This is a genomic window from Nocardia sp. NPDC088792, assembly GCF_044750615.1.
In the GTDB taxonomy this organism is placed as follows: Bacteria; Actinomycetota; Actinomycetes; order Mycobacteriales; family Mycobacteriaceae; genus Nocardia.
This window is the reverse complement of sequence record NZ_JBIVKC010000003.1, coordinates 947,760-971,667: the sequence shown is the minus strand read 5'-3', so window position 1 is coordinate 971,667 and position 23,908 is coordinate 947,760. Positions and strand designations below refer to the sequence as shown.

Annotated in this window: 27 protein-coding genes; 11 read left to right on the top strand and 16 right to left on the bottom strand. The window is 67.8% G+C overall.

Features of this window, described 5'->3' with window-relative positions; genetic code table 11:
• Position 1: 1 nt before the first annotated feature.
• Complete coding sequence (locus tag ACIP5Y_RS22590; RefSeq protein WP_400352396.1) at positions 2-487, bottom strand: MarR family winged helix-turn-helix transcriptional regulator; 486 nt, start codon at positions 485-487, stop codon at positions 2-4.
• Between the two features lie 133 nt (positions 488-620).
• Between ACIP5Y_RS22590 and ACIP5Y_RS22585 the strand changes: the two genes are divergently transcribed.
• Together ACIP5Y_RS22585 and ACIP5Y_RS22580 are read left to right on the top strand one after the other, a co-directional pair.
• The gene (locus ACIP5Y_RS22585; protein WP_400352395.1) at positions 621-1,100 is read left to right on the top strand and encodes an SRPBCC family protein; all 480 of its coding nucleotides are present in this window, start codon (positions 621-623) and stop codon (positions 1,098-1,100) included.
• Between the two features lie 26 nt (positions 1,101-1,126).
• Positions 1,127-1,975 carry an LLM class flavin-dependent oxidoreductase gene (locus tag ACIP5Y_RS22580; protein ID WP_400352393.1) on the top strand — a complete coding sequence of 283 codons (849 nt, stop codon included), beginning with the start codon at positions 1,127-1,129 and terminating at the stop codon, positions 1,973-1,975.
• A gap of 29 nt (positions 1,976-2,004) precedes the next feature.
• On the opposite strand, the gene ACIP5Y_RS22575 is transcribed toward ACIP5Y_RS22580, so the two are convergent.
• A complete protein-coding gene (locus ACIP5Y_RS22575) occupies positions 2,005-2,826 on the bottom strand; it encodes a helix-turn-helix transcriptional regulator (RefSeq protein ID WP_400352392.1) in 822 nt (273 codons plus the stop codon).
• A gap of 69 nt (positions 2,827-2,895) precedes the next feature.
• Between ACIP5Y_RS22575 and ACIP5Y_RS22570 the strand changes: the two genes are divergently transcribed.
• Positions 2,896-3,969, top strand: a complete 1,074-nt coding sequence (locus ACIP5Y_RS22570) for a zinc-binding dehydrogenase (protein WP_400352390.1) — start codon at positions 2,896-2,898, stop codon at positions 3,967-3,969.
• 71 nt (positions 3,970-4,040) lie between these two features.
• Here ACIP5Y_RS22570 and ACIP5Y_RS22565 read toward each other — a convergent pair whose 3' ends face one another.
• Complete coding sequence (locus ACIP5Y_RS22565) at positions 4,041-4,682, bottom strand: FMN-dependent NADH-azoreductase (RefSeq protein WP_400352388.1); 642 nt, start codon at positions 4,680-4,682, stop codon at positions 4,041-4,043.
• A 175-nt stretch (positions 4,683-4,857) separates the two neighbouring features.
• Between ACIP5Y_RS22565 and ACIP5Y_RS22560 the strand changes: the two genes are divergently transcribed.
• A complete protein-coding gene (locus ACIP5Y_RS22560) occupies positions 4,858-5,196 on the top strand; it encodes a winged helix-turn-helix transcriptional regulator (RefSeq protein WP_400353854.1) in 339 nt (112 codons plus the stop codon).
• Between the two features lie 8 nt (positions 5,197-5,204).
• Here the strand turns inward: ACIP5Y_RS22560 and ACIP5Y_RS22555 are convergent, their stop codons facing one another.
• Entirely contained in the window at positions 5,205-6,710 is a 1,506-nt protein-coding gene (locus tag ACIP5Y_RS22555; protein WP_400352386.1) for an FAD-dependent oxidoreductase, read from the bottom strand.
• A 30-nt stretch (positions 6,711-6,740) separates the two neighbouring features.
• Between ACIP5Y_RS22555 and ACIP5Y_RS22550 the strand changes: the two genes are divergently transcribed.
• Positions 6,741-7,790: an Lrp/AsnC family transcriptional regulator gene (locus ACIP5Y_RS22550; protein ID WP_400352385.1), complete on the top strand. Its 1,050-nt coding sequence runs from the start codon at positions 6,741-6,743 to the stop codon at positions 7,788-7,790.
• On the opposite strand, the gene ACIP5Y_RS22545 is transcribed toward ACIP5Y_RS22550, so the two are convergent.
• The 9 genes from ACIP5Y_RS22545 to ACIP5Y_RS22505 form a co-directional block, all read right to left on the bottom strand.
• Positions 7,766-9,631 carry a Na+/H+ antiporter gene (locus ACIP5Y_RS22545; RefSeq protein WP_400352383.1) on the bottom strand — a complete coding sequence of 622 codons (1,866 nt, stop codon included), beginning with the start codon at positions 9,629-9,631 and terminating at the stop codon, positions 7,766-7,768. The two genes, ACIP5Y_RS22550 and ACIP5Y_RS22545, sit on opposite strands and share 25 nt — an antisense overlap.
• 78 nt (positions 9,632-9,709) lie before the next feature.
• Complete coding sequence (locus ACIP5Y_RS22540) at positions 9,710-10,030, bottom strand: hypothetical protein (RefSeq protein ID WP_400352381.1); 321 nt, start codon at positions 10,028-10,030, stop codon at positions 9,710-9,712.
• A 20-nt stretch (positions 10,031-10,050) separates the two neighbouring features.
• Entirely contained in the window at positions 10,051-10,794 is a 744-nt protein-coding gene (locus ACIP5Y_RS22535) for a hypothetical protein (protein ID WP_400352379.1), read from the bottom strand.
• 31 nt (positions 10,795-10,825) lie between these two features.
• Positions 10,826-11,428: a hypothetical protein gene (locus ACIP5Y_RS22530; protein ID WP_400352378.1), complete on the bottom strand. Its 603-nt coding sequence runs from the start codon at positions 11,426-11,428 to the stop codon at positions 10,826-10,828.
• A gap of 335 nt (positions 11,429-11,763) precedes the next feature.
• Positions 11,764-13,098, bottom strand: coding sequence for a pyridoxal-phosphate dependent enzyme (locus ACIP5Y_RS22525; protein ID WP_400352376.1), 1,335 nt, complete (start codon positions 13,096-13,098; stop codon positions 11,764-11,766).
• A complete protein-coding gene (locus ACIP5Y_RS22520; protein WP_400352374.1) occupies positions 13,095-14,552 on the bottom strand; it encodes a decarboxylase in 1,458 nt (485 codons plus the stop codon). The genes ACIP5Y_RS22525 and ACIP5Y_RS22520 overlap by 4 nt, the downstream gene beginning before the upstream one ends.
• On the bottom strand, positions 14,549-15,835 hold the full coding sequence (locus ACIP5Y_RS22515; RefSeq protein ID WP_400352373.1) for a heavy-metal-associated domain-containing protein: 1,287 nt from the start codon (positions 15,833-15,835) through the stop codon (positions 14,549-14,551). The genes ACIP5Y_RS22520 and ACIP5Y_RS22515 overlap by 4 nt, the downstream gene beginning before the upstream one ends.
• Positions 15,832-17,106, bottom strand: coding sequence for an aminotransferase class V-fold PLP-dependent enzyme (locus ACIP5Y_RS22510; RefSeq protein WP_400352371.1), 1,275 nt, complete (start codon positions 17,104-17,106; stop codon positions 15,832-15,834). The genes ACIP5Y_RS22515 and ACIP5Y_RS22510 overlap by 4 nt, the downstream gene beginning before the upstream one ends.
• Before the next feature lie 170 nt (positions 17,107-17,276).
• On the bottom strand, positions 17,277-17,819 hold the full coding sequence (locus tag ACIP5Y_RS22505) for a DUF2599 domain-containing protein (RefSeq protein ID WP_400352369.1): 543 nt from the start codon (positions 17,817-17,819) through the stop codon (positions 17,277-17,279).
• Positions 17,820-18,124: 305 nt separating this feature from the next.
• On the opposite strand from ACIP5Y_RS22505, the gene ACIP5Y_RS22500 reads away from it, so the two are divergent.
• Positions 18,125-18,568, top strand: a complete 444-nt coding sequence (locus tag ACIP5Y_RS22500; RefSeq protein WP_397014853.1) for a hypothetical protein — start codon at positions 18,125-18,127, stop codon at positions 18,566-18,568.
• Positions 18,569-18,629: 61 nt separating this feature from the next.
• Positions 18,630-19,679: an FAD-dependent oxidoreductase gene (locus tag ACIP5Y_RS22495; RefSeq protein WP_400352367.1), complete on the top strand. Its 1,050-nt coding sequence runs from the start codon at positions 18,630-18,632 to the stop codon at positions 19,677-19,679.
• Here the strand turns inward: ACIP5Y_RS22495 and ACIP5Y_RS22490 are convergent.
• A complete protein-coding gene (locus ACIP5Y_RS22490) occupies positions 19,668-20,126 on the bottom strand; it encodes a winged helix-turn-helix transcriptional regulator (RefSeq protein WP_400352365.1) in 459 nt (152 codons plus the stop codon). The two genes, ACIP5Y_RS22495 and ACIP5Y_RS22490, sit on opposite strands and share 12 nt — an antisense overlap.
• A 93-nt stretch (positions 20,127-20,219) precedes the next feature.
• Between ACIP5Y_RS22490 and ACIP5Y_RS22485 the strand changes: the two genes are divergently transcribed.
• Positions 20,220-21,449, top strand: coding sequence for an MFS transporter (locus ACIP5Y_RS22485; protein WP_400352364.1), 1,230 nt, complete (start codon positions 20,220-20,222; stop codon positions 21,447-21,449).
• Here ACIP5Y_RS22485 and ACIP5Y_RS22480 read toward each other — a convergent pair.
• Positions 21,383-21,742 (bottom strand): Rv2640c family ArsR-like transcriptional regulator, encoded by a 360-nt coding sequence (locus tag ACIP5Y_RS22480; protein ID WP_400352363.1) that lies wholly within the window; start codon positions 21,740-21,742, stop codon positions 21,383-21,385. The genes ACIP5Y_RS22485 and ACIP5Y_RS22480 overlap by 67 nt on opposite strands.
• A 100-nt stretch (positions 21,743-21,842) precedes the next feature.
• Between ACIP5Y_RS22480 and ACIP5Y_RS22475 the strand changes: the two genes are divergently transcribed.
• The 3 genes from ACIP5Y_RS22475 to ACIP5Y_RS22465 are packed head-to-tail and all read left to right on the top strand — an operon-like array spanning position 21,843 to position 23,454.
• Complete coding sequence (locus tag ACIP5Y_RS22475) at positions 21,843-22,328, top strand: ArsI/CadI family heavy metal resistance metalloenzyme (RefSeq protein WP_400352361.1); 486 nt, start codon at positions 21,843-21,845, stop codon at positions 22,326-22,328.
• Positions 22,316-23,044: an aquaporin gene (locus tag ACIP5Y_RS22470; RefSeq protein WP_400353852.1), complete on the top strand. Its 729-nt coding sequence runs from the start codon at positions 22,316-22,318 to the stop codon at positions 23,042-23,044. Before ACIP5Y_RS22475 ends, ACIP5Y_RS22470 begins: the two co-directional genes overlap by 13 nt.
• On the top strand, positions 23,041-23,454 hold the full coding sequence (locus ACIP5Y_RS22465; RefSeq protein ID WP_400352359.1) for an arsenate reductase ArsC: 414 nt from the start codon (positions 23,041-23,043) through the stop codon (positions 23,452-23,454). Before ACIP5Y_RS22470 ends, ACIP5Y_RS22465 begins: the two co-directional genes overlap by 4 nt.
• Positions 23,455-23,467: 13 nt before the next feature.
• Here ACIP5Y_RS22465 and ACIP5Y_RS22460 read toward each other — a convergent pair whose 3' ends face one another.
• Complete coding sequence (locus ACIP5Y_RS22460; RefSeq protein WP_400352357.1) at positions 23,468-23,905, bottom strand: VOC family protein; 438 nt, start codon at positions 23,903-23,905, stop codon at positions 23,468-23,470.
• Positions 23,906-23,908: the final 3 nt, after the last annotated feature.

Sequence of the window (23,908 nt, the reverse complement as noted above, 5' to 3'; positions counted from 1 at the left end):
GCTAGGCACCGCCCAGGTCGCGCTCGGCGACCTGGGCGAGCGTGCTGAGCACCAGCTTTCGCCGAGAATCGGGGACGCCGTCGAACGCGCGGGCCTCGGCAGCGTCACGGGCCACCGCGAATTCGGCGTGCATGCGCTTGCCGGCGTCCGTGATTCGCGGGATCCGGACGCGCCGGTCTGTCGGCGCCACCGTGCGAGTGACGAGTTGCTGCCGCTCGAGGCGATCGAGCACGCTGATGAGCGTCGACTTGTCGACGCACACGATGCGGCTCAATTCGAGCTGATTCGCATGCTCGCTGTCCGCGAGCGCGGCGAGTACGAGCCAGTCCCGCATGTCCTTCAAACCGACCTCGACCGCGGCGCGATCGAGGTGATCTGCCATGCGCGCGTTCGCCGCATGCAGCAGGAAGGCAAGGTCGTTCGGCCGGTTGGGCGTATCGGAGGCCTGACCGTTCGCCGTGACATCGGGCGGTCGCGAAGTCTCCATGACAGGCAGCGTAGTCCGTCCCGCGATCTGGATCCAAGTTCAGATCATTTCAGACGAGAACATCTTGACTCAAACTATCTGGACTCGTAATGTTCGGGCCTGTCATGAAGTGACGCTCTGCCGAAGGACTCCGATGAGCACAGCCGCCCGTTCACTCCGGATCTCACGCGATATCGTCATCGCCGCACCGCCGTCGGCGGTGTTCGCGGTGCTCGCAAATCCCCACCGCCACGCCGATTTCGACGGATCCGGCACCGTGCGGAACGCGATCTCGGGACCGCAGCGGCTGAGTATGGACGCCACGTTCCGGACCGCCATGAAGCTGTTCGGCGTGCGCTACCGGATCCTCAACACGGTCGTCGAGTTCGAGGCGGATCGGCGCATCGCCTGGTGTCACCCCGGCAAGCACCGCTGGCGCTACGAACTCGACGAGATCGACGGCGGCACCCGGGTAACCGAAACCTTCGACCTGTCCACCTCACCGGTGCGTGGCCTCCTGGTCCGTACCCCGTGGCCCCGCTGGAACGCCGAAGGCATCGAGAAGACCCTGCCCCGGTTGAAAACGCTGGTAGAGAACCACATTCGAAGCGACCGGCCGAGCCGCCACCGATGACATCCCATCGCAGAAAGGAATCGCTCGTGCGGATCGGCATCGGAGTTCCGAATCAAGTGCGCAACCTCACCGCCTCCCTCATCCCGACCTGGGCGGCGCGAGCCGAGGAAGCCGGGTTCTCCACGCTCGCCACAACCGGGCGTTACTCGTACCCGGGCGTGAGCGACACCGTCGCGCTGGCGGCCGCGGCGGGAGCGACCACCAGGATCGGCCTGCTCAGTGCGGTTCTGCTGGCCCCGACGTGGCCGGGTGCCTTGCTGGCCAAGGAAATCGCGGGCATCGACGGTGTCTCCGGCGGCCGCCTCACCCTCGGCGTCGGGGTCGGATCACGCGAGGACGAATTCACCGTGCCCGGACTCGGACTCCCCGGCCGCGGCGCGCGTCTGGAATCGGACCTGGCGATCTACCGCGACACCTGGGACGGCAAGCCGGTCGGCAACGGACCCAACCCGGCCGTGCCGTCGGGAACCCGGCAAGTCCCGATACTCTTCGGCGGGTACAACACTCCCACCCTCAGACGCATGGCGCGGTGGGGCGAGGGCTATATCGGCGGCGCGCTGCCGCCGGCCATGACGGCACCGAGTTTCGAAGCGGCGAAACGCGCCTGGCAGCAGGCGGGCCGCCAGGGCGCCCCGAAACTCGTCGTACTCGCCTACTTCGCGCTGGGTGACGCCGCGACCGGTCGTGCGAACATCCGCGACTTCTACCGGCTGGCCCCCGAACACCTCGCCGAGAGCGTAGTGCTCTGCACTACCCCGGAAATGGTGAAACAGTCCCTCGCGGACTACACCGACCTCGGCGTCGACGAGATCATCTTCGTCCCGGCTACGGACGATCTCGACGACATCACTCGACTCGCCGCGATCGTCTCGTGAATCCGGCTGCCCCACAAGGATATTCAGAGCTACGGGATCGAGTAGACAACCAGGACCTGGTCGGGGGCGTCGGTGACGGTGAGGGCGGCGTGGGTGAGGGTTAGTTCGCCTCGGGTGGGGTGGCGGATTTGTTTGGCGCCGGAGCGGTTGGTGGCTATGTCGTAGCGGGGCCACCAGGCGGCCGCTTCGGGGCTGGCGGTGCGGAGTTGGTGGGCGAGGGTGGGGAAGCGGGGGTCTTCGGGGTGGTGGGCGGCGTTGGTGCGGAGACGGGCCAGGACGGTTTGGGCTACTGCGGGCCAGTCGACCAGGAGGTCTTTTGCGTTGGGGTTCAGGAAGATCCAGCGGGCCAGGTTGGGGGTGGCGCCGGGGGCTTGCTCGATGAGGGAGGGGAAGAGTTGGGCGGCGGCCTCGTTCCAGGCGAGTAGGTCGGTGGTGGCGCCGGTGATGTAGGCGGGGGCCGGGTGGAGCAGGGCGGGGATGGCCGCTACCGCGGGGGCGAGATGCTCGGGCTCGGGAGTGCGGGATGCCGGTGCCGGGCGGGTGAGTTCGGGGGTGGGGTCGGCGAGGGAGTGGAGGTGGGTTCGCTCCGGGTCGGTGAGGCAGAGGGCATCGGCGATAGCGGCGAGGACCTGGCCGGAGGGGCGGACATTGCGGCCCTGTTCGAGGTAGGTGTACCAGGTGGTGCTGACGCCGGCCAGGACGGCGAGTTCCTCGCGGCGCAGGCCGGGAGTGCGCCGGCGAGGGGAGCCGGGCAGGCCGACCTCGGCGGGGGTGGTTTGCTCGCGGCGAGCGCGCAGGAAGGCGCCGAGTTCTCGTCGGCGAGCGCGGGCCGGGTCGTCGTCGGCGCTCATCCTGGCAGTCCTGGTTCCACGATCACACGGCTCTGGATATCACGTCCGGCTCGGAGTGAGCTGAGAGGCATGAAGGCTTGGCAGATAACCACACCCGAAAGCGGCCTGCGGCTGGCCGAATTGCCCGATCCGGAACTGCGTGGCGGTGGCGCGACGCTCGATGTGCTCGCGGTACAGATCCCCGCCTACACCGCTGATCTGGTGGCGGGCGGCCGTGGCGGCTTCCCGCTGCCGATCGTGCTCGGCGCGGCCGGAATCGGGCGCGTGACGGCGACCGCGGACGATGTGTTCGGTGTGCGGCAGGGCGATATCGCCGTCGCCACCGGCCTGTTCCGCTCCGGCCGCGCCGCCGAACCCGAGGAAGCGCTGCTGGGCTGGACCGGAATCGGCGGCGACGGCCGCCCGACCCCGACCACCGACCGCATGCGCGATGTGTGGCGCGACGGGCTGTGTGCGGAGCGGGCCTTGCAGCCCGAGCGCACGCTCCTCGCCTTGCCCGGCGCGGAAACCTACAAGGCCACCGAGCAATTGGCCTTCCTGCCGTGGCTGGGCATCGCGGGCGCGGGCATCGAGCGCGCCGAGGTCCGCGCGGGCCAGACCGTCGCGATAGTCGGTGCGACCGGTCAACTCGGCTCGGCCGCGGTCCTCGTCGCCCTCGCGCGCGGCGCGGCGGCGGTGGTCGCGATCGGCCGCAACCGTGACGCCCTCGACGCCCTCGCGGGCCTCGACCCGCGCGTGATTCCCGTGGCGCTCACCGGAGATCGCGGCGTCGACGGCCCGGCCATCCTCGCGGCCGCCGGGCCGGTCGACGCCGTCATCGACACGTTGGGTGCGGCACCGACACCGGAGCCGACCATGTCGGCCTATCAAGCAATCCGCACCGACGGCCGGTGGGTCCTGGTCGGCGGTGTGCGCCAAGACCTTCCGATCCCTTACGGGGACTTCATGCACCGCCGCCTGACCCTGCGCGGCTCCTGGATGTGCAGTGACAGCACTATCCTGGACCTGTGGTCGATGGTCCGCACCGGCGTCCTCGACCTGTCACTGCTCGACATCCAGATCGTCGGCCTCGACGATCCCGCCGCCGCACTGACCGCGGCCTCGCACCGCCACGGCCTGGAAATCGTCGTGCTCATGCCCTGAATCGCGCTGCGCCCGACCAGGATAGACGGGCCGCCCTGCGGCGCAGCGTGATCGGTGCTTCTCGGGGCGGGTCAGGCGGCCCGCCGGTCGAGGGTCTCGGCCAGTCGGCGCGCTTGCTCGTGGGCGGCGGCCAGGGACTTCTCGTGCAGCGGAATGAGATCGGCCATCGCCGGGATGTCGGGAACCATGGTCAGCTCGGGAATCACCGAGGTCACGTCGAGTCCGAGGGTGTGGGACCAGCCCAGGATGGTCTCCAACGTGGGGATCAGATGGTCGCGGCCCTCGTTGGGGGCTCCGGGGCCGTAGCCGCCACCGCGGGCGGAGATCACCACGGCGGGACGCCCGGCGGTAGGGGCGCTGTCGGTGAAGCCGAGAGTGCGGCCGACGACCATGATCTGGTCCAGCCAGGCTTTGAACACCGACGGCATCGTGAGGTTGTACAGGGGCACGGTGAACAGATAGGCACCGGCGCCGAGGAATTCGGTGATCAGTTCGTCCTGGATCCGCGCGGCCTCGCCCTGTTCCGGGGTGTGCCGGGCGGGGTCGGTGTGCCGGGCGGAGATGCCCGCCGCGGTGAGGTGGGGCACGGGTGAGACCGCCAGGTCGCGGTGGACGACCGGGCCCCGCCACGCCGCGCGGAACGAGCCTGCGACCTGTCGGGAGATCGAGGCTTCGCCGAGCGAGGAGGCGTCGATGTGCAGCAGATACGACATGGGTTCTCCAATTCCTACTATTTGTGCGTAGCACCATGATGGAGCAGAATTGGAGGCCGTACAAAAGGCACATCGGTGTGCGTGACGGAGAGGAATGTGCGCCATGGAGGTCGCAGCACCATCGGACATCACGACCACCCGCCGCGGCCCCTGCGCCGGAATCCCCGCCGAGCAGATGCTGTTCATCCGCCAAGTCCTCGACCGCGTCGGCGACAAATGGAGCCTGCTGGTGATCGCCGTCCTGGAATCGGGCCCACTGCGCTACACCGACCTGCAACGCGAGATCCCCGGCATCTCCCAGCGCATGCTCACCCTCACCCTGCGCCAACTGCAACAAGACGGACTGCTGACCCGCACCGCCTACGCCGAGGTACCCCCGCGCGTCGAGTACTCCCTCACCCCGCTCGGTCGTGGCCTGCACGAGATCGTCACCTCCCTGATCGGCTGGGCCACCGAGCACCACAACGAGATCCGGGAGAACCGAGCCCGCGCAGCGACCACGACCGACTCCTGAGCTCCGACCTATCGGGTCAGCGCCGTCTCGGCGGTGAGCCTGCTGTTACCGAACCACTGCGCGAGGACGGACTCCATTGCCGCACAAGACTCGGATGAGGGTGCGGCCCAGCAGATATAGCCGTCGGGACGCACGAGCAGCGAGTGAGGAACCGGCGCAAGGACGATATCGACCCGATCCGACCAGCCCTGCGCCGCCGCGGCGACCGCCTGATTGCCCGCGACGAGAACGCCACGGCCGGTACGCAATCGGACGAACAGTCGTCCTTCCGGTAGCGCGAGATCGAGCACGGGACGCCCGAGGAGCGGGTGATCGGGCGCCGCGGGCATCGAATAGCGGATCGCTTGACCACTCAGCATCCCGGCCAGATAGTTGCGAGTGTCGGGCAGCGTGACCAATTCGGTGAAGAGCGCCCGCAATTCATTGATATCGCTGTCGGCCGCACCGCGATTCATGAGCGCGCCCTGCGCCCGGACATTGAACAGCACGCGGCCCGCGACCGGGTGGCGTTCCTGATCGTAGGTATCGAGCAGCTCGCTCCCGGTGCTGCCGTCGAGGACGGCGGCGAGCTTCCAGCCGAGATTGAATGCGTCCTGGATACCCGTGTTCATGCCCTGCCCGCCGAAGGGCGGATGCACATGCGCCGCATCACCGGCGAAGAACACCCGCCCTGCCCGATAGCGGCGCAGCTGACGCGTGGAATCGGTGATCCGGAAACGGTCGCGAATGTCGAGGACTTCGATGCCCGCACCGAAAACGGCCAGACTCGTCCGGATTTCGTCATCGGTGACCGGCAGGGTGCGATCCTCGGGATGGCCGGGTCCGCCGAACCCGACCCGGAAGTGATCGCCGAACGGCAGCATCATCGCCCAGTTGCCCGCGTCGTCCCAGCGCCAGTGGGTGCCGTCGGCGCGGAACTGCGCGGCGCCGGAGAGCCACACATCGGCGCCCGCCGAGATATTGGTGGCGGAGGTGCCGGGGAATTCGATGCCGAGCAGCGATCGGGCGGTGCTGTGGGCGCCGTCGGTGGCGACCAGATAGGAGGCGCGAACCTCGTAGCGGCGTTCGCCGTGCGCGATGGCGGCGGTGACACCCGCCGAATCGGCGGTGAGCCCGACCAGTTCGTGTCCGCGCTGCACGGGCGCGCCGGCCGCCGCGAGCTGCTCGGCCAGCATGCCCTCGATAATGTGCTGCGGCACCAGCCGCCCGACCAGCCTGTCGTCGAGGTCCCCGGCATCGAGCCGGATCCCGGCGAAATGCCCTGCGTTCGACGGATAGTGCCCGGTAGCCAGCAACGGCTCCAGCAGCCCGCGCTGATCGAAGATCTCCAGCGTGCGGGACTGCACGCCACCGGCGCGTCCGCTCTCGCTCGGTGCGGGCCGCCGCTCGACGAGCAACACGTCCACCCCCGCGAGCCGCAGTTCGGCGGCGAGCATCGAGCCGGTCGGGCCGGCGCCGACGATCAGCACATCGGTGTCCATCAGGTCCTCCTTCGATCGGTTTGCATGCTCCACCCTGCGCGCGGAGACTCGAGGAAGCTCGGAATGCGGTGCAGGATGGTGGATTTCGGAGTCAGGGGACCGGTGGTGGCGAATTCCGACGGGTACGACGAGCTGGACCGGCAATTGGTGCACGCGCTGCACATAGACGGGCGAGCCCCGATGAGCACCCTGGCGGCGGTGCTGGGTGTGTCCGACAAGACCCTCGCGCGCCGCTATGCGCGGCTGCGCGCGTGCGGTGCGCTGCAGGTGGCCGGTGTCGTCGACCCCTTCGCGGTGGTCGGCCAAGTGGTGTGGTTGCTGCGGATACGTTGTGTCCCTTCGGCTTCCGCGGCTGTCGCGGAAGCCTTGGCGCGGCGGCCGGACACCCTGTGGGTGAGTCTCACCTCGGGCGGCACCGAGATCACCTGCCTGGTCCAGCCCGAGCATGAAAGCGACGGCGACGCACTGCTGTTGCAACAGCTGCCCCGCACCTCGCGCATCGAATCGGTGACCGCGCACTATCTGCTGCACCGATTCATCACCCGCGCGGAGGGTTTGGTCACCAAACAGGGCCCCTTGACCGCGGACCAGGTCGCGGCCCTGCGGCCCGAGGTCACCGCCGGTGCGCCCACCGTCCTGGAGGCGCCCGATCGCGCACTACTGGCGGTACTGGCGGCCGATGGTCGTGCCGGATTCGCCGAACTGTCGGCGGCCAGCGGCCTGTCGGCCTCGGCGGTGCGCCGGCGCCTGCACCAGTTGCGGGCGTCGGGCGCGCTCTACTACGAGGTCGATTTCGATTGGCGCATACTGGGTATCGGAATACGTACCCTGCTCTGGCTGGCCTGCGAACCGGCGCGCATCGTCGCGATCGGGCGCGAACTCGCCACGCATCCGGAGATCGCCTTCGCCGGCGCCACCACCGGCCCGACCAATATCTTCGCCAGCGTGTACTCCCGTGACCAGCAGGCGCTCTACTCGTATCTGACCGAGCGGCTGGTGAATTCGCCGGGCCTGCTGTCGATGGAGAGCGCCCCGGTGGTGCGGACGGTGAAAAAGGTCGTCCACCAGCCCGGCGTCACCCTCCGCGGCTACCCGAGCAGTTCGTCCAGATAGCACCAGCGCCAGGATTCCCCCGGCTCGACACTGCGCATGACCGGATGACCGGTGTTGTTGAAATGCTTCGTCGCGTGATTGCCGGGGGAGGAGTCGCAGCAGGCGACATGCCCGCATTCCAGGCACATCCGCAGGTGCACCCAGACCAGGCCCTCCTCCAGGCATTCGGTGCAGGCGTCGGGGTGATCGGGGACGCGCACGCAGGGCGCCTCGCGCAGATGCTCACACCCACCGGTGACGGGCGCGCGCAGTGGGGTCCCGTCGTCCTCGTCGGCTTCGGAGATGCGGTCGATGGTGGATTCCTCGAGGTCGAGGTTGGCCAGCACCGCCTGCAGCACCTCCTGGTCGATGGCGCCCGAATCGCGTACACGCAGCACGACTTCGCGTTCGGCGGCCAGCATGACCAGGCGTAGTCGCCGGTATTCGCCACTGGGGGTGACCCGCTGGGATTCGGAGCGCCCCAGCAGTTCCCAGGCCGTACTGGCCCGGCGCGCGACGCGGCCCCGCAGCAGATCGACGACCTCGGGCGGGGTCTCCGGCACGATATTGGCCTGCAGCGCCTCGAGTCCGGCGCTGGTGGCCTGCTGCAGCAGATTGGCTTCCTGCAGCAGGTCTTCGGCGCGACTGGGCCCGCGCAGACGCAGCACCCGCACCAGCATCGGCAGCGAAAGCCCTTGCAGCAGTAGGGTTCCGGCCACGACCACGACGGCAAGCAGGATCAGCACCGAGAGATCGGGTGTGTCCAGCGGCAGCAGCAGCGCCGCGGCCAGCGTCACCACGCCACGCATACCGGCCCACGACACCACCGCCGGACCGGTCCAATGCGGTTTGGGTTTCCCCTGCCGCTTGCCCTCCACGGCCCAGGAGAAGAAGGTGGCCGGGAACACCCAGATCGGGCGCACCACAACCACGGTCGCCAGCACGGCCGCGCAGGTCAGCACCAGTGTCGTATGCGGCAGGTCGCTGTGCCAGGCATCGTCGACGATATGGCGCACCTGCAAACCGATCAGCAGGAAGACCGCACTCTCCAGAATGAATTGGATGGTGCGCCAATTGGTGTGCTCGGCAATGCGGGAGGCCGCGCTCTGCCAGCGCGGCGCCTCGTGCCCGAGGATGAGCCCGCAGGTCACGACGCCGATCACCCCGGAGGCGTGAATGGCCTCGGCGGGCAGGTAGGCGACCCACGGCGCCAGCAGCGTCACACTCGTATCGAGCACGGGATCGGTGATGCGGCGCCGCAGGAAGATCAGCACCAGCGCCGCGGCCACACCGATGAGGGCGCCACCGCCCGCCGCACCGAGGAAACTCGCCCCCGCCTGCCAGATGGTGATGCTGCCGGCCATGGCCGCCACCGCCGTGCGCAGGGCAACCAGTGCGGTGGCATCGTTGAACAGCGATTCGCCCTCGAGCAGGGTCACGATGCCGCGCGGCATCCCGACCCGCCGCGCGACCGCCGTGGCCGCCACCGCATCCGGCGGCGCCACCACCGCGCCGATGGCCACCGCGGCCGAGAACGGCACCGGCAGCATCCAATACACCACCGCGCCCACCGAGAACGCGGTGAACAGCACCAGCCCCACCGACAGCAGCGTGATCGACACCTTCTTGGGCCGGAAGTCGATCAACGAGGTGCGCACGGCCGTGGTGTACAGCAGCGGCGGCAACAACCCCAGCAACACCAGTTCGGGCGGCACATCGATCTCCGGCACGAACGGCAGATACGACCCGATCACACCCGCCACCGTGAGCACGAACGGCTCACCGACCCCGAGCCGGCGTGCCCCGGCGGCCAATGCCACCGCCACCGCCACCAGCAAGACGAGTCCGAACGCCCACTCCACCCGCCTATAGTGCCAGGACCGGGGCGTAAAAACCGCATTGGCTCGCGCAGGGCGAACATCCCCGGCAGTGGGGTGGGGTCAGCTCAGCTTGCTCAGTACGTTCTTCGCGAGGGCGACCGCGGCATTCTCGGCCTCGGGCGTGGACGCATAGCCCTTGGCGTCGACGAACGACGGGAGTGCGGCCGGCGCCGGTGTATTGGTGCCGGAATGCTTGGTGCTCACCGCGATCACCACCCCGACGATCACCAGTGCGACCACACCGGCGGCGCCTGCGATCCACGGCCACCGCTGGCGCGGGGCCGGGGTGTTGCCGCCGTAGGGGAATCCGGTGGGCTGCCCCCACTGCTGATTCGGGTCCGGCGGCCATTGCTGTTGCGGTGGAAATTGCTGCTGTGTCACTTCGTCCCCCTCGATGGTTTTCAGGCCTCGAGCTTGGCCATGCCCGATTTCGCGATGGTGGTCAGCATTGCCAGCGCATCGGTTTCGGATGGAATGGTCGCGTTGATCTCGTCGCTGCCGCGTTCCTCGAAGAAGGTGAGGGAGTACACCATCCAGCCGTCGCGGACGAACAGCTTCACGTCGGTGCGCGGAAACTGCTCGGTGTCGGGCTGGATCACCTGGTAGGCGTCGTCGGCGAGCCCCGGCACCCGGGTGACCTTCGATTGCGGGAAGTCATCGGTGAAGTCACCGGTGACCTGCGACTGATAGGCGGCGGCGAATTCCGGTCCCGGATCAGCCTGTTTGTGCAGGGCCGCGCTGATCCCGACGGACGCGGTCACCGGATACTCGGCGTCCTTGCTGCCGGGCACGATGAAGGCGATATCGCATCCCATTTGATCCAGCGCCGCATGACGGAAGGTCGCCGCGGAGGGATTCTTCGCGCCGTCCTCGCCGGGACTCACGGTGAAACCGAGGCCGGTCAACGGCGCGAAATCCGTTGCCGTACACAGGTCGTCGACGGCGTGATAGCCACGCAGGTCCGCTCTGGCCGTAGCGCCGGAGGCGCGATGGCCCGCCACCGCGATCACCACGCCCCACACGAGGGCCGCCACCACGACCGCGACGAGGGGCCACAGCCAGCGGCGCCCCTTGCGTGGCTGCGGATTCGGCGCACCGTATCCCTGACCCGGTGCTCCGTAACCGGGCGGGACGGGGGCGTACATATTGTTTCCTGGCATCATCGGTGTGCCCCCGCTACTTCCGCAGCCGCGGCAGGGTGCCTGTCGCGATCGCCGTCAGGACGTTCTTCTTGTCGTCCTTGTTGATATCGGTGTCCTTGGTGACCTGATTGCTCATCGGCTCCCAGTTCACCTCGAACACGGCCCAGCCGTCGCGCACCCACAGGGTCATCGGCTTCTCGTCGGTATCGGTGTAGACCGTGTATGCCTCGTCGCCGAGCCCGGTCACCGGCTCGACCTCAGCGGTCTTGCCGTCGGCGGCAGGCTGTTTCGCCGCGTCGAAGTCCGCTCGGAATTCCGGCAGCGGATTGGTCTGCTTGTGCACCGTGAAGTTGGTCTCGACGAATACCGTGCCACCGCCGCGGACCGAATAGGTCGTATCGCAGGAGGCGGAGTCGACGGCCGTGTCCCGCGAGGTGATCGAGCGTGGTTTCGCGAAGTCCTCGGTGTCGGGTTCGAAGCCCGTTTTCGCGATCACGCTGAAATCGGCGGTGTCACACAGTTTGTCGACCACATGGTAGCCGCGATCGTCGGGACTGCTGCTCGACGCCGAATCGGTCGAGCCGCCGGAGCGCAGCGCGAACAACGCGCCGGCACCGATCACGGAGGTGACCAGCACCGCCGCCAGTGGGAGCACCCAGCCGCGGGACGCCGTGGGTTTCGTCGGTGGCGGCGCCCATTGCTGTGGCGGCTGCTGCGGCCATTGTGGCGGCTGCTGGTCCGGCCATTGTTGTTGCGGTGGATATTGTTGTTGCGCTGGATACTGTTGTTGCGGTGGATATCCGTACGGTTGTTGTTCCGGCGAATACCCATACGGCGATTGCCCCGGTGGCTGTTGCGGCCCCGGTGGCGGCCCCCCATGCACGGCTGTGTTCTCCCGCCCCTCACGCGATTCGAATGCTTCGCGATGCTAACAGGCAGATGACCACGACGCGTGCCCGGAGTGAACGGCAATCAGCCGGTGCGAGGGGCCGACTCCATGGGTTTGCGGCTGTCGCGCCACGCGTTGATACCGCCTGCCAGGCTCGACGCGTCGTAGCCGGCGCGGCGGGCCAGGGCGGCGAAGCGCAGTGAGACCTCACCGACCGGGCAGACGAAAACCAGTGGGCGCGAGCGGGAGAAGGGGATGCCGTGAGTGAGCATGTCGTCGAGCTGATCGTCGCGGATATTGAGGGCGCCGGGGATATGGGCGATGCGGTAGGCCATAGCGCCGCGGGTGTCGACGATGGTGGGGCGGGCGGTGCGGTCCAGCTCCTCGAGCTGATCGGGGGACAGTGCGGGGGTGGCGGCGAGTTCGGCGGCCGAGGGTGGCTGGGCGCGACCGGGTTTGCCGAACAGTTCGGGGCGGCGTTTGCGAATGTAGGACAGGTAGGGCTCGATGCGGTCGCAGACGATGAATACCGCGACGATCGGGCGCTCCGGCGGCGAATCCGGTAGCGCGGCGAGGTATTCGAGGGCGGCGGCGTAGGTGGCGCCGCTGGTCGGGCCGGCGAGCACGCCGTGACCGGTGGCCAGTTCCAGGGTCGCATCGACCGCGCGCCCGGCCTCCACCGCGATGATGCGGTCGTAGAAGTCGGGCTGGAACAGCCCCACATCCCACATCTCGGTTTCCGAGCGGATGCCCGGAATGAAGTCGCTGCGCTCGGAGACCACCGCGACGGTCTTGAGCTCGGGATTGTGCTTGCGCAGGAAAGTGGCCGCGCCACGGGTCGATCCGGTGGTGCCCAGACCGCCCACCAGATAGTCGACGCGGGTGATGCCGTCGCGGGTGAGGTCCTCGTGGATCTCGCGCCCGGTGCCCTCGTAGTGGGCCTCGATATTCTTCTCGTTCGTGTATTGCGAGGGATGGAACCATTCGCCCGGCGCTTTCGCCATGGTCGATTCGATCACCGAGTACACATCGTTCGGCGCCGTCGGGTCCGGGCATTCCGACAGCCCCGGTAGTTCCTCGATCTCGGTGCCGAACAGCTGCAGCAATTCCCGCACCTCGGCCACCTTGATGCGATTGGTGACCGCCCGTAGCCCGACCCCGTGCAGGGCGCCCAGAATGCGCAGCGCCTTGGCGGTATTGCCGCTGGAGGCTTCGATGAGTGTCTGTTCGTTCGCGACGATATCGTCGAGTTCGTCGCGGATCATTCCCCATGCCACCCGGTCCTTGACCGACCCGAACGGGTTGTAGAACTCGAGTTTGGCGTAAAGCTCGATATTCGGCAGTCCGTGCACGGCCGGATCCAGGCGCAGCAGTGGCGTATTGCCGATGAGTTCGGTGATGTGGTCGTAGCGCATCATTGCACCTCGTGCCGTTCCGGGGCGGGTTCGTAATCGTGATCCCGGCATACCTGGAAACTCCCGTCGTGCTGGGTGACAGCGAGTTTCGGTGGCAGTGGGTGCATGGATGCGGTCGCTGCCGATAAATCCATGTGGTAGGCGGCGGTATTGGGGAAGACGATCACGTCGCCGGGGCCGGGCCGCCGCGGCAGCCACACCTTGTGATTGGTGATGAGATCGCGTTCCAGGCACAGTCGCCCGGCCAGGAAGACCCCGGCGGGACCGGAATCCGCCGTGGCCGTAGCGGAATTCGCCGCCGGGGCCAGCAATATCGGATCCACCATCACCTCCTGATCCGCGGGGGTGACCGTGTCGCGGCTGACATCGAGGTTGACCAGGATGCTGCCGTCGGCGGTCTCCTTGACGAACTCCACGCGCGCCGCGGTGATTCCGGCATGATCGACCAGCGCCTTGCCCGGTTCCAGCCACAGTTCGAGGAGATTCTCGTCCGCGATGCGGGCGACGGTGCGCCCGCCGTGTGTCTCGAGTCCGGTATCGAGCAGGTCGGCCAGCATGCGGTCCGCGGGCACGGTATTGGCGTACTTGTGAAACACCGGTGTGCCGTGCACCGCGCCGCCGTCGAGGTGATAGCCGAAGGTGTTCCCGCCCCACGCCATCGGTTCGCCACGGCCCAGCAGTGATTCGCGCAGCGCGATCACATACGCGTCGAAGGCTTCGGGGTCGGCGGTGAACACCTGCCGGAATCCGCCGCCGATATTCAGCACGGTGGGTGCCAGCCCGTGTTCGTAGGCGAGTTCGGTCAGCGCCAGGCAATTCTCCACGGCCCGTACCCGTTCCACCGGTTCGCCGGAGTCGAGGTGGAAGGCGAACCCGCGGAAGTCGATCCGATCCCGGTACGCGGCGAGAATCTCGAAGGCCTCGCCGAGTTGCCGCACCGGCACCCCGAACCGGCTGACCGGCGTGCCCGGGAATCCGGAGACCCGCAGCAGCACCGGCACTCCGGCATTGTCCGCACCGAGCTCGGCCAGTCGCCGCAGCTCCCACAGATTGTCGACATTGATGGTGGCCCCGCTGCCGATCAGCGTGCGCAGGAACCCTTCTCCCTTGGGCCCGGTCACTTCGATACGGGCGGGCCCGAATCCGGCGCCGACGGCACCGGCCAGCTCGGCCTCGGAGGCCACATCGATGGCGAGGCCGGCGCGTTCGGCGGTGCGCACGAACGCCCGCGATTGATTCACCTTGTGCGCATAGCAGATCCGGAACCCGGTCAGGCGCTGTTCCAGCACGCCCTGCAGTCGATGCAGGTTGGCATCGAACACCTGCGGGAACACCAGATGCGCGGGGGAGCCGTACTGCAACAATGCGTCCTCGACCGCGCCGGGGGCATCGAGGAACGCGCGCACCAGCGGATGCAGATAGGCCGGGAGGATCGGCGGCGCGGAAACCTCCGTCATACAGCGGTTTCCGTGGTGGCGGGCCGCGGCAGGGTGGCGGTGGCGGGTTCGGTGCGCTCCGCGGTCGGGTTGTAGCCGCTGTCGCGTAACGCCTCGAAGGCCCGATGCCGATTGCGCGGACTGCGGAATTCGGCGATGACCCGCTTGCTGGTCAGGTCGACGTCGCGCACCCCGATGCTCATGGATTCCAGCACGCCGGTAATGGTGCGCACACAGTGCTTGCAGCTCATGTCCGGCACGTAGAACACCTGGTCCTCGGCGGCGAGTTCGCCGGTCTCCGAGCCGGTGTCGGCGGCGACCTCGGCCACCGTCACCGTCGGCACCACGGCGGTGAACAGCTCCGTGAACTTGTCCACCACCACCGGCAGGATGCTGTAATGCGCGCCGCCGAGCTGATGCGGCATGGCGGCCAGGCAGGCCGGCCGGGTGCCGGGCGGCAGCAGCGCGTACTGGCGGGAGATCACGTCGAGTTCGTCGTGGTACTTGGTGATGGCATCGGCCACGCTCAAGCCCTCGACCTGGGTGGCGCGCCGCATGGTGCGGTGCGCGTCCTCGATGGTCATATCCTTCATGGCGCGCAGCGTGGCAACGGTCTCCGCGGAGTAGCGGATGGTGCCGTCGGGTTGCGTGCACAGCGTGACCGCGATCATGCCGCGCCGGTAGCTGGAAGCCTGCAGCTCCCAATACCAGCGGGTTGCCACCGCGGAGTAGATGCCGGAATCGCGCATGCCGTGCGCGAATTCGGCGGGCGTGCGATACGGCGTGGACCGGGCAAGCAGCGCATGCTGGGCCAGCGCCCGCCCGCAGGCCTCGATGCCGACGCGGAAGATGTCCATGGGGTCGTGATCGGTGGTGGTGCCTTCGAGCACCGCCTCGTCGCGCGGGGTCAGCTCGGTGACGCGCAGGGCGAGGCCAGTATCGGCTTGCAGCGCATGCCAGAGCGCCAGCACGGTCTCCCGCATGGCGATGGGCACGACGGGACCCAGTCCGCCGGAATGGAAGTGCCCGGTATTGGGGATACCGTCGCTGTCGGTCCAGGTCATGCGGTGGGTCGCACTGGTCACCTGGTCGGCACGGCACGGGCGCATGAATCGTTCCAGGTACAGCCGCTGCGACAGCGTCAGGTGCGATCCGGCCTCGGGACGCAGTGGCGCACTGGTGTATTCGATGCGCCGTGGCGGCGGGACCAGCGCGGGCGTCCCGAGCCCGGGGCGCGCCAGGCCCGCCAGCACGCGGGAGGCGGCTCGGCGGTCGTAGCGGGGTTGGTGGCCGTTCATGGTCATGTGACCTCCTCGGCTATCGTCGCGACACACTCGGTGAACCGGTCGATCTCGTCGAGGGTGTTGTAGAGGTGGGTGCTGACCCGCACCGAATCCTCGTCGGCAGGCGAATTGTCGGTGGGAATGCAGTGGGCGCCGGTGCGCACCAGGAATCCGAGTTCGCTGAGCACGAACCCGAGATCGGTGGCGCTGATCCCGGCAAGGGTGAAAGACACTATGCCGTAACCGGTTTCGCATGACGCATGCGCGGGTCCGGGCAGGAATTCCAGACCGGGAATCGGGCGCAGGCCGGTGATCAGCCGCTGGGTCAGGGCGCGATTGTGGGATCGGATCGTGTCGAGCCCGAATTCTTCCAGGACCTGCAGGGCCGTGCCCAGTGCGAGGATGCCCGGAATATTGTGCGTGCCGCCCTCCAGCAGCTGCGGCATCGGGCCCGCCAGTAATCCCGAGTCATCCAGTGACACAGCCGAATTGCCGCCGGGCAGGAAGGGCGCGAGCTCGCCGTGGCGGCGGCGCCGGCAGTACAGCACGCCGGTGCCGGGGGCGCCGAACATCTTGTGCGCGGAGAACACCGCGAAGTCCGCGTCCAGTTCCTGCACCCGCACCGGGATATGCCCGCCGCTCTGACTGCAGTCGAAGCACAACGCGATGCCCGGATCGATGCGGCCGCGCAGTTCCTCGAGCGTGGTGAGCGCCCCGAACACGTGGTGCAGATGCGAGACGGCGACGAGGCGGGTCCGCGCGGTGATGCGTGCGAACAGGTCCTCGAAATCGGCCTCGCCGAGGGCGTTCACGCGATAGGGCGTCAACCGGATGGTGCGCCCGAAGCCGTGCAGGATGCGCCGCAGGTGCTGCCACGGGTACACGTTGGAGGCGTGATCGCGTGGGCTGTACAGGATTTCGTCGCCGTCGCGCAGATTGGTGAGGGCCCAGGACAGTGCGACCGCATTGAGTCCCGCGGTGGCGCCGCCGGTGAACACCACCTCGTCGGGTTCGGCGCCGATGAACGCGGCCATGCGTTCGCGTACCGTCTCGATCTCGCGGGTGAGGCTGCCGGCCCACGGATAGGTGCCGCGACCGGCATTGGCGGTGCGGGAGGAGTGGTATCGATGCACGGTGCTGATCACCGCGGCCGGCTTCTGCGTGGTGGACGCGGAATCCAGATAGACGTCGGTGGTTTCGCCGAGGGCGGGGAAGAGGTGGCGCACGACCGGGCGCACCGGATCCCGGGCGGCGTCGGGCCCGGCGGTGGACGCAGGCGCAGAGAACCGCACCGTGCCCTCCCTCCAGGAGTTCGCGCTGGACCCCACCAACGATACGCAGTTTTCCCGCGCGGCTCGAAGGTTCTCGCCCGCAACCTCTTTCGCCGGTACCTTCTCGTTACCAACACGAACGACATGGGGATACCCCCGTGGACACCGTCCCAGTGGTTACGAACGGCGTCTCAGCGTTCGGGCCCGCCCGGATTGCACAGCGCCGCCACGGTGGCCTGATACCCGACCGCCGGACGCCAAGGTTCGAGATTCCAGCTGGGCTTGTCGGGCTGCACCACCCGCGCATACTCCCAGTGACATTTGAATTGGTCGTACATGCCGGGAGTGTCGGCATCGGGAGCGTCGGTGAGGACCTCCTGCCAGGCACGATCCCCGGCGGCAGGGAAGGTATCGGTGCGCCCGGCCTGAGTGGGGTAGACGTGCAGGCGCCGGCCATCGGGGTCGTCGGTCCACTCGGTGTGGTCGATGAGCGCCTGATCGGCGAGGGGGTCCACGGCCGGAACCGCGGTGGGACTCGCGGCGGGTTGTGCGCTGGAGGTGGTCGCAGCGGCCGAGGTGACCGGGGTCTGGGCGGTCGGCGCGGCGGCGGGCGGCACGGGCGGGAGCGAACCGACGACAACGGGAGCGGATTCCTGCGCGGCGCCACAACCGGTCAGTACCAGTGCCAGCGCCACTGCGGACAGGCCACTCGACAGTTTCCGTCGCTGTCGCATCGGCCTCGTCCTTTCCACGTCGTCCACGGGGTTGCGGAGCGACGCCACCAGCAATGATCTCACCGTCAGGAACCCTTCCATGGCGCTGAAATACCAGTGTCTCGCATTTGCCAGCGCTGGTGCATTGGCCCAGACAGCCCCTACGATGTCACGCGCAGGGCGGTTCCGGAAAGAGGGGACCGCCCGGCACCTGTGGTACCGGATGGTTGCTGTCCTCGCTTGCGATGTGCACGCGGTACGGGACGCTGGAGAGACTGTAGGGGCGCGTAATGGTGGCGACGACTGTGAAATGTCTTGTCTGGGAAGTGGACAACACACTGTGGGACGGAACGGTGTGCGATTCCACCGCAGGCACACTTCGTGCGGAAGCAGCACGCTCATTACGCATCCTCGCCGAACGCGGCGTCATGCACGCGGTGGCCTCCCGGGGTGAATGGGCCTGGACGGTAGAGCAACTGCGCCGCCACGGCGTATACGAACGCTTCGCGGTGGTCGAGGTCGGCTGGGGCCGCAAATCCGCCGCCATCTCCCGCATCGCCCAAACCCTCGGCGTCGGCCTCGACCAGGTCGGCTACATCGACTCGGAACCGCTCGAGCGCAGCGAGGTCGGCCACGCCCTCCCACAGGTCCGCTGCTATGCCGCGCGCCACGTGGATGTCCTTCCGGCCCTTCAGGAATTCCGCGCCCCCGTCGGCGACGTCCCGCCCCCGACCTCGCCCATGGGCATCTCGCACATTCACGCCCGCTAGACCGTAGGATCGCTTCCGGCTGGAATTGTTCGTTACGGAACAACATGCGGGAGATCCGGATATGGCGACCACGATCCTCGGCGGCGGTATCGCCGGTACCGCGCTGGCAGGGGCGCTGGCGCGCACGGGGGAATCGGTCAGCCTCTACGAGCGGCAACATCACGGGGGCGGGGGCGGGGCATTCCTGTTCCTGGACGCCCGCGGGCATGTCGCGCTGACCGGTCTCGGTGTCGACCTCGACGCTCTGCATGCCGCGTCGCACCCGATTCGGGGACTGGATGTCACCGACAGCTCCGGGCCGGTGTCGGCTCGCATGGATACCGGGCATCGATTGTGGTTGCGCCGCAATCTGATCGGCGTATTGCGTGAGTTCCTCGACGGTTCCGATGTCGATACCCATTACGACACCGCTGTCTCCGGGGTCTCCGTGGATGCGGGCGCATGTGTGTTGCGGATCGATGGGCGGCTGCCCGTGACCGTGGCCGATGGTCCGGTGATCGCGGCCGATGGCATCGACTCCGTGGTACGCGGGGCGATCGAACCGGATCGCACGCCGGTCTACGCCGGAGATGTTGTCATCTACGGCATTGCCACTCAACCGCTGACCTTGCCCACGCCCGCGGCGATCCTGCACTTCTACAACGAGATCATCCCGTCCGGTAAAGGCAGCACCTTCGGGCATGTGTGGGACCACGGCATCGACACCGTGTGGTTCCTGCGCATTCCGCGCGAACCGCTTCGGGCCGACGATCTGGGACTGCGCACGGCCGGTGACTGGGCCGACGAGGTGCTCGCTGCCACGCCCTCGAACCGTGCCGTGCTGGAAACCCTGCTCGCCCATACCGATTCGGTGCACGTATCCAATGCCCGTACCGTGCCCCTGGATACGGCGGCCGACCCGAAGGCGCCGGCGCTGCTGGTCGGTGATGCCGACCATGCCATCACACCGGCCGCGGGGGTCGGCGCCCGCGATGCGCTCGAGGATGTGCATGCCGTCTATCGGGCCATCACCCGAGGCGAATCCGTGGCCGCGGCGGTGGCTGCGCGCCGCGCGCAGATCCGTGCCGAACGCGCGGCCGCGCGGCAACGCATCCAGGCATCAGGTCGCTGAGGGGGAGACCTTGTGGACGACGGTGTCGTCCGGGGTGAGGCGCCGGCCGTCCGTGGACAGCACTTCCAGTGGGCGCAGGGATCGGCCGTCTCGTCGGTCGACCAGCTCCGAGTGGGCTTCACCGGGTGTGAAGAAGTTCTGCTCGCCCCACTGTCGCAGCGCCACGATGACCGGGAAGAGCGCGTTGCCCTTCGGAGTCAGTACGTACTCGCGGTAGGCGCTGCCGTCGGAGGCCGGGACGGATTCGAGGATCCCGCTCTCGACCAGGGCGCGCAGGCGCGTGGTGAGGATGTTCTTCGCGACGCCGAGGCTGCGCTGGAACTCGCCGAAGCGGCGGCTGCCGTCGAACGCGTCGCGCACGATCAGCAGTGACCACCAGTCGCCGATCGCGTCCACCGACCGGGCGACGGGGCATTCGCTGTCGTCGAAACGCGTGCGGTTCACCATGGCGATCCTCTCTACTGTGGTTGCAACATGCTACCAAAATGCTTACCGTCATATCTGGTAGCAAGTTGAAACTGGATGTGCGGAGGAATGCTGATGACCCGTGGTGTGGTCTTGTTGTTCGCGGTCGCCTGCGGGGCGGCGGTGGCGAATGTCTACTTCTCCCAACCACTTCTGGTGACCATGGGCGCGGAACTCGGCATGAGTCCGGCGCTGGTCGGTGGCGTCGTCACCCTCACGCAGGTCGGATACGGGCTGGGGCTCTTCGTGCTGGTGCCACTGGGTGACATGGTCGATCGCAGGCGCCTCATCGTGGCGCAATTACTGCTGCTGGTGATAGCGCTGGCCGTGATAGCCACCGCCCCCACGGCGTCGGTCCTGCTCGCGGGCATGGCGGCGATGGGCTTGTTCGCGGTGGTCACGCAGACGCTGGTGGCCTTTGCCGCGGCCTTGGCCCCGCCCGCCGGTCGCGGCCGCGTGGTCGGTCTCGTCACCAGCGGCGTGGTCATCGGAATCCTGCTGGCCCGCACCGTATCCGGGCTTCTGGCCGACCTCGCCGGCTGGCGTTCGGTCTACTTCGCCTCGGCCTCGATCACCGCGGTGCTCGCCCTGATCCTGTACCGAGTCCTGCCGCGCCACACCGATATTCGCCCCGCAACACTGCGCTACGGACAACTGCTGCGCTCCACGATCACCCTGTTTGCCCGGGAGCGATTGTTGCGGCTCCGGGCGCTGTTCGCCTTCCTGATCTTCGCCGCCTTCAGCACCCTGTGGAGCAGCATCGCGCTTCCGCTCAGTGAGCCCCCGTACTTGCTGTCGCACAGCGCAATCGGGTCGCTGGGCCTGATCGGCGCGGCCGGTGCCCTGGCGGCAACGGTGGCGGGCCGTCTCAACGACCGCGGATTCTCCCGCCAGACCACCGGCCTCGCGCTGGCCCTGCTCGCCGCGTCATGGCTCCCACTCGCCTTCACCCGGAGTTCGTTCTGGGCCTTGATCGTCGGAGTGATCCTGCTCGACCTCGCCGTCCAAGCGGTCCATGTCACCAACCAAACCCTGATCTACGCCCTGCACCCCGACGCGGGCAGCCGCCTGATCGGCGGATACATGGTCTTCTACTCGCTCGGCAGTGCCACCGGCGCCCTCGCCGCGACGACCCTCTACGCGGTGTCCGGCTGGGGTGCCGTCTGTGCCCTGGGTGCCGGGTTCAGCCTCGTCGGTCTCGCGTTGTGGGCGTTAGCGGACGGGCGTGAATCGGGACTTCATCGGCAGCAGTTGGGATCCAGCACCGAGCAGAGGGCGGAGAGCGCATCGCGGCGGGCGCGGTGATAAGTGTTCATGCCGCGGCGTTCGGATTCGATCAGGCCGGCCTTCTTCAGCTGGCCGAGATGATGACTCACGGTCGATTCCGCGAGCCCGACCATGTCGGCGAGATTGCCGGTGTTCTCCTCGCTTTCGGGACTCGCGAACAGCAGGGACAACAGTTTGACGCGTACCGGGTCGGCAATGGCCTTGAGCCGCAACGCGATCTCCAGCGCCATGGCATCGTCGAGCGGCCCCGCCGCGACCGGTGCGCAGCAGACCGGGCTGGACATATCGATCACAGGAAGCGCCTTCGGCATGCCACCGACACTACGCACCTTATTGACATATGTCGAAGAGGTGGAGCAGACTCACCTCATCCAGTTATTCGACATATGTCTCAGAAGTAGAGGTATGGCCATGTCCCGCATCCAACTCGCCCTCAACGTCGATGATCTCGACTCGGCGGTCCAGTTCTATTCGACCCTCTTCCAGGCAGACCCCGCCAAGCGCAAGCCCGGCTACGCCAACTTCGCCATCACCGACCCACCCCTCAAACTGGTCCTGATCGAGAACCCCGGCCACGGCGGCACCCTCAACCACCTCGGCGTCGAAGTGGAATCCAGCCCCCAGGTACACGCCGAAATCGCGCGCCTGTCCCAAGCCGGCCTGTTCACCGAGGAGCAGATCGCCACCACCTGTTGTTTCGCCACCCAGGACAAGGTGTGGGTGACCGCCCCCGACGCCGAGCCCTGGGAGGTCTACACCGTCCTGTCCGACAGCGAAACCTTCGGCACCGCACCGATTCTCGCCACCGGCGAGGCGGTACCCGACGATGAAGCGATCGCGGTCTGCTGCGGCGCCGCCGAGAACGCCACCGCACCGGGCGCCCCCTGTTGCGGCTGAACCCGGGCCGGCGACTGCTCGCCGAATTCCTCGGCACCGCGTTGCTCGTCTGTATCGTCGTGGGCTCCGGCATCGCCGCCCAGCAGCTTTCCCCCGGCGATATCGGGCTTCAACTGCTGGAGAACTCGACGGCGACGGTGTTCGGGCTCGGTGTCCTGATCCTGCTCTTCGGCCCGGTCTCCGGTGCGCATTTCAATCCCGCTGTCTCCATGGCCGACTGGCTGGCCGGACGGCGTCGCGGCGCCGGCCTCACCACGGGCGCCCTGGCCGGTTACGTCGTCGCCCAGGTCCTCGGCGGTGTGGCCGGGTCGGTGCTGGCCGACATCATGTTCGACCGGGCCGCGATCCAGATCTCCACTCATCACCGGGCCACCACCGGGCACCTGGTCGGTGAGGTGGTGGCCACGGCCGGCCTCATCGCGGTCATCTTCGGCCTCGCCCGCACCGCCCGCGCCGCACTGTCCGCCGCGGCAGTCGCCGCCTATATCGGTGCGGCCTACTGGTTCACCAGCTCGACGTCCTTCGCCAATCCGGCCGTCACCCTCGGCCGGATGTTCTCCGACACCTTCGCCGGCATCGCCCCGGCCTCGGTACCCGCGTTCATCATCGCGCAATTGATCGGTGCGGCAATCGGTCTCACCCTGATCGGGCTCGTCTACCCCGCCACCGGTCCAGAACCCCACCATTCCCAGCTGAAAGGCGCACTCCACGAATGACATCCATCCCCAGTGTGCTGTTCGTCTGCGTCCACAACGCGGGCCGCTCCCAGATGGCCGCCGCCTTCCTCACCCGCCTGGCCGGCAACCGCGTCCAAGTCCGTTCCGCCGGTTCCGCACCCGCCGATCACCTCAACCCGACCGTGGTAAATGCCATGCGGGAGGTAGGGATCGACATCTCCACCGAATCTCCGAAGGTCCTGACCGCCGACGCGGTACAAACCTCCGACATCGTGATCACCATGGGCTGCGGCGACACCTGCCCCTACTTCCCCGGAAAGCAATACCTCGACTGGAAACTCGACGACCCCGCCGGTCAGGACATCGGCGCAGTACGCCTCATCCGTGACGAGATCGAGCAGCGCATCCGCGGACTGCTCGACGATCTCGGCATCCCCGCGCGGCCATGAGCCCGCGGTCTGTCTACGTGAGGCGTGGACGGCTCGGCGGGTTGAAGGTCTTGTGGACTATCTCGAGGTGATTGCCGTCGAAGTCGGCGATATTGGCGGCGTAGTAGCTCGGGGCGAAGTATTCGCGAATCGCCGGTTCGCCCTCGCTCGTTCCGCCGGCTTCGATCGCCGCCGCGTAGGCAGCGTCGACTTCGGCCTTACTGTCAGCGACGAACCCGGCGTAGAGACCGGTTTCACCCGGCTGACGCTGTCGGAGCCAAATACTGGCCCCGACAGCGGTGCCCGAACCATAGGCGGCGTCGGCCAACCCGAAGAGGTCGGGGACTCCCGCCGGCCCGGTGGAGGAGTCGTAGCTGCCGAGTTCTCGCCAGCCCAAGGGCTTCAAGGCCGCGGTGTAGAAAGCCAGCGAGCGGGGGATATCGCTTACCGAGATATAGATGTGGTCGAGCACTGA

Coding starts and splice junctions, on each gene's coding strand:
- ACIP5Y_RS22590 (WP_400352396.1), bottom strand. CDS start 487: ATGGAGACTTCGCGACCGCCCGATGTCACGGCGAACGGTCAGGCCTCC.
- ACIP5Y_RS22585 (WP_400352395.1), top strand. CDS start 621: ATGAGCACAGCCGCCCGTTCACTCCGGATCTCACGCGATATCGTCATC.
- ACIP5Y_RS22575 (WP_400352392.1), bottom strand. CDS start 2,826: ATGAGCGCCGACGACGACCCGGCCCGCGCTCGCCGACGAGAACTCGGC.
- ACIP5Y_RS22570 (WP_400352390.1), top strand. CDS start 2,896: ATGAAGGCTTGGCAGATAACCACACCCGAAAGCGGCCTGCGGCTGGCC.
- ACIP5Y_RS22565 (WP_400352388.1), bottom strand. CDS start 4,682: ATGTCGTATCTGCTGCACATCGACGCCTCCTCGCTCGGCGAAGCCTCG.
- ACIP5Y_RS22560 (WP_400353854.1), top strand. CDS start 4,858: ATGCTGTTCATCCGCCAAGTCCTCGACCGCGTCGGCGACAAATGGAGC.
- ACIP5Y_RS22550 (WP_400352385.1), top strand. CDS start 6,741: ATGCGGTGCAGGATGGTGGATTTCGGAGTCAGGGGACCGGTGGTGGCG.
- ACIP5Y_RS22535 (WP_400352379.1), bottom strand. CDS start 10,794: ATGTACGCCCCCGTCCCGCCCGGTTACGGAGCACCGGGTCAGGGATAC.
- ACIP5Y_RS22525 (WP_400352376.1), bottom strand. CDS start 13,098: ATGATGCGCTACGACCACATCACCGAACTCATCGGCAATACGCCACTG.
- ACIP5Y_RS22520 (WP_400352374.1), bottom strand. CDS start 14,552: ATGACGGAGGTTTCCGCGCCGCCGATCCTCCCGGCCTATCTGCATCCG.
- ACIP5Y_RS22515 (WP_400352373.1), bottom strand. CDS start 15,835: ATGACCATGAACGGCCACCAACCCCGCTACGACCGCCGAGCCGCCTCC.
- ACIP5Y_RS22505 (WP_400352369.1), bottom strand. CDS start 17,819: ATGCGACAGCGACGGAAACTGTCGAGTGGCCTGTCCGCAGTGGCGCTG.
- ACIP5Y_RS22495 (WP_400352367.1), top strand. CDS start 18,630: ATGGCGACCACGATCCTCGGCGGCGGTATCGCCGGTACCGCGCTGGCA.
- ACIP5Y_RS22490 (WP_400352365.1), bottom strand. CDS start 20,126: ATGGTGAACCGCACGCGTTTCGACGACAGCGAATGCCCCGTCGCCCGG.
- ACIP5Y_RS22485 (WP_400352364.1), top strand. CDS start 20,220: ATGACCCGTGGTGTGGTCTTGTTGTTCGCGGTCGCCTGCGGGGCGGCG.
- ACIP5Y_RS22480 (WP_400352363.1), bottom strand. CDS start 21,742: ATGCCGAAGGCGCTTCCTGTGATCGATATGTCCAGCCCGGTCTGCTGC.
- ACIP5Y_RS22475 (WP_400352361.1), top strand. CDS start 21,843: ATGTCCCGCATCCAACTCGCCCTCAACGTCGATGATCTCGACTCGGCG.
- ACIP5Y_RS22465 (WP_400352359.1), top strand. CDS start 23,041: ATGACATCCATCCCCAGTGTGCTGTTCGTCTGCGTCCACAACGCGGGC.